The sequence below is a fragment of the Kribbella albertanoniae genome (assembly GCF_004348455.1).
Taxonomy (GTDB): Bacteria; Actinomycetota; Actinomycetes; order Propionibacteriales; family Kribbellaceae; genus Kribbella; species Kribbella albertanoniae.
Map to the genome: position 1 here is coordinate 1 of NZ_SMKA01000470.1, position 2,932 is coordinate 2,932.

Consider the following 2,932-nt stretch of genomic DNA (forward strand, 5'->3'; position numbering starts at 1 on the left):
GGACAGTACGGGCCGACGGGAGCGGCCGAGAGGTACGGATCGGTGGCTTCGCGGCAGACGGCGTCGACTTTGCACTGGTAGGCGCCGGTGTGCGGACCGTCGTCACGGTCACTGTCTGCCGCGGTGCTGGACGCGCCGTTGTCCGGGGCACCGGCGAATCCTCGCTCTGCGAGGATCCATCGAGGAGACCAAGGCTGCTCACAGCCCAAAGGTTGATCGAGACGAAGATCACAGCGACAGCCAGACCCAGGTACGCCGCTCGGACCGAGGGCGCGCCGTATCGACCCAGCGGGCCGATCGCCGGCTTGCCACGCGCACTGACCCAGAAGCACCAGTCCGAAGGAGGCAGCGGCCAGGTGGGGTCGGGGGCCCAGTGCCTGGGTGGTACCCAGTCGCGGCGGGGCGGAGTAGGCCAGTTCGGCGGTGCCACAAATCGCTTCATGCCACCCTTCCGTCGCCGGATCTGGTCCGAGTCAGTCCGTTCGTCACGGCCCGTGCGCGAGAACACACGCGCTGACAGTATCCGCCTCAACGCACGAGACCAAGCTGACCCGACAACGAGCTTCATGCGGTCGGCGGCGCCGTCGTAGGCCTCAGCGCGTCACGTGGCATGCTGCGTTGGTGACTCTGTATCTCCATCGCGCCGAGCGAACCGACCTGCTCGCCGATGCGATGGGGGACGTTCTCGCCGTACCGCTGGCCGACCCGTTCGCCGAGGAACTCGTCGTGGTGCCGGCGAAGGGTGTCGAGCGGTGGCTGTCGCAACGGCTTGCGCACCGATTGGGTACTGCGCCGGGCAGAGGCGACGGGGTCTGCGCCGGAGTGCGGTTCGCGACGCCGCGCTCGCTGGTCGCCACGGTGTTGGGGCTCGCGGATGACGATCCCTGGGCGGCCGACGCGATGGTGTGGCCGCTGCTCGCTGTGCTCGACGCTTCCCTCGACGAGAGCTGGTGCGAGCCTGTCGCGCGACATCTCGGCCATTTCGACACCGACGCCGAGGCTGAGCTGCGACAGGGACGCCGGTACGCCGTCGCCGCGAGACTGTCCCGGCTCTTCGCCGCGTACGCCGTTCAGCGGCCTGCTGTGCTGGCGGACTGGAGCCGGGGTCAGGACACCGACGGGCGCGGGGCGCGGGTAGATGACGATCTGAGCTGGCAACCTGAACTTTGGCGGCGTCTCACCGACCGGATCGACGCACCACCGCCGAGCGTTCGCCACGCCGAGACTCTGACCCAGCTTCGCGATCGACCAGAGTCGCTCGACCTGCCCTCGCGACTCTCGCTGTTCGGGCACACCCGGCTCCCGGTCACTGAGATCGAGTTGCTGTCCGGGCTGGCCGACCACCGCGACGTACACCTATGGCTCCCCCACCCCAGCAACGTGCTCTGGGACCGCCTCGCCACAGCGGGCATCGGCGCGGGCGACCGCGCCGATGACACCAGTCACCAAGAGGCCGACCATCCGCTGCTGGCCACGCTCGGGCGGGATAGTCGTGAGTTGCAACTGTCTCTAGCCGATGCGTCGGCAACTGATCACCACCTCCCGTCGCCGACGGTGCCGGACACCCTTCTCGGCTGGTTGCAGCACGACCTGCACAGCAACACCGTTGCCTCCCGAGGCCGCCGCCTGCGCGCCGACGACCGCAGCGTGCGGGTGCATGCGTGCCACGGTGCGGCGCGGCAGGTCGACGTACTGCGGGAGGTGCTGTTGGGGATGCTGGATGCCGATCCCACGCTGGAACCCCGCGACATCCTCGTGATGTGTCCCGACATCGAGACGTACGCGCCCTTGATCAGCGCTCGTTTCGGCCTCGGCGACCTCCGTAGCGACGGCCACCCGGCACATCGGTTGCGGGTCCAATTGGCTGACCGGTCACTCATCCAGACCAATCCCCTGCTCGGCGTCGCCTCCCAGTTGCTCGACATCGCCGGCAGCCGGGCCACCGCCAGCCAGTTGCTCGACCTTGCGCAAACCGAGCCGGTACGGCGGCGCTTCCGGTTCACCGATGACGACCTGGACACGATCACCGGCTGGGTCCGTGAGTCGGGCGTGCGGTGGGCGTTCGACCAGGATCATCGCGTGCCGTACGGGCTCGCCGCCTATCCGCAGAACACCTGGCGCTTCGGCATCGACCGGGTCCTGGCCGGCGTGACGATGTCCGACGACGCGCATGCCTGGATCAGTACGACGCTGCCGCTCGACGATGTGGGCAGCACCCGGATCGAGCTGGCCGGCCGGTTCGCGGAGTACATCGATCGGTTGCAGGCGGCAACCAAACGGCTGGAGGGCACGCGGCCGCTGACGGACTGGCTCGACGCCCTGCGCGCCGGAATCGATCAGCTGACGCGGGTCGTTCCCGACGACAACTGGCAACTCAGCCAGGTGCACCGCGAATTCGCCGAGGTCACCGCCGACGCCGGCGCGTTGGCCGAGACACCGTTGAGGCTGCCCGATGTCCGAGCCCTCCTTTCCACCCACCTGGCCGGCCGGCCGAGCCGCGCCAGTTTCCGGACCGGAACGCTGACCATCTGCACGATGGTGCCGATGCGATCTGTCCCGCACCGTGTGGTCTGTCTGCTGGGACTCGACGACGGCGTGTTCCCGCGGTTCGGCCTGGCCGACGGGGACGACCTGCTGGCCAGGACCCCGATCACGGGCGAGCGCGATGTCCGAAGTGAGGATCGCCAGCTTCTGCTGGATGCGATTCTTGCCGCGACCGATTCTCTGGTGATCACCTACACCGGTGCCAACGAGTACTCCGGACAGCGGCGACCACCCGCAGTACCGCTGGGTGAGCTCCTCGATGTCCTCGATCGCACTACCGAGACGAACGTGCGGGATGCCGTGTTGATCAAGCATCCGCTCCAGCCCTTCGACCGCAAGAACCTCGAAGCCGGCCGTCTCGGTACGCCGGGTCCCTTCACGTACGACC

Annotated in this window: 2 protein-coding genes; one reads left to right on the forward strand and one right to left on the reverse strand. The window is 68.3% G+C overall.

Annotated features, from left to right (window positions below; translation table 11 throughout):
* Positions 1-209, reverse strand: a 209-nt coding sequence (locus E1261_RS46750; protein WP_238176844.1) for a hypothetical protein, incomplete at its 3' end; no start/stop codon positions are given.
* Positions 210-621: 412 nt separating this feature from the next.
* Between E1261_RS46750 and recC the strand changes: the two genes are divergently transcribed.
* Positions 622-2,932, forward strand: a 2,311-nt coding sequence (recC, locus tag E1261_RS44175) for an exodeoxyribonuclease V subunit gamma (RefSeq protein ID WP_132416265.1), incomplete at its 3' end; no start/stop codon positions are given.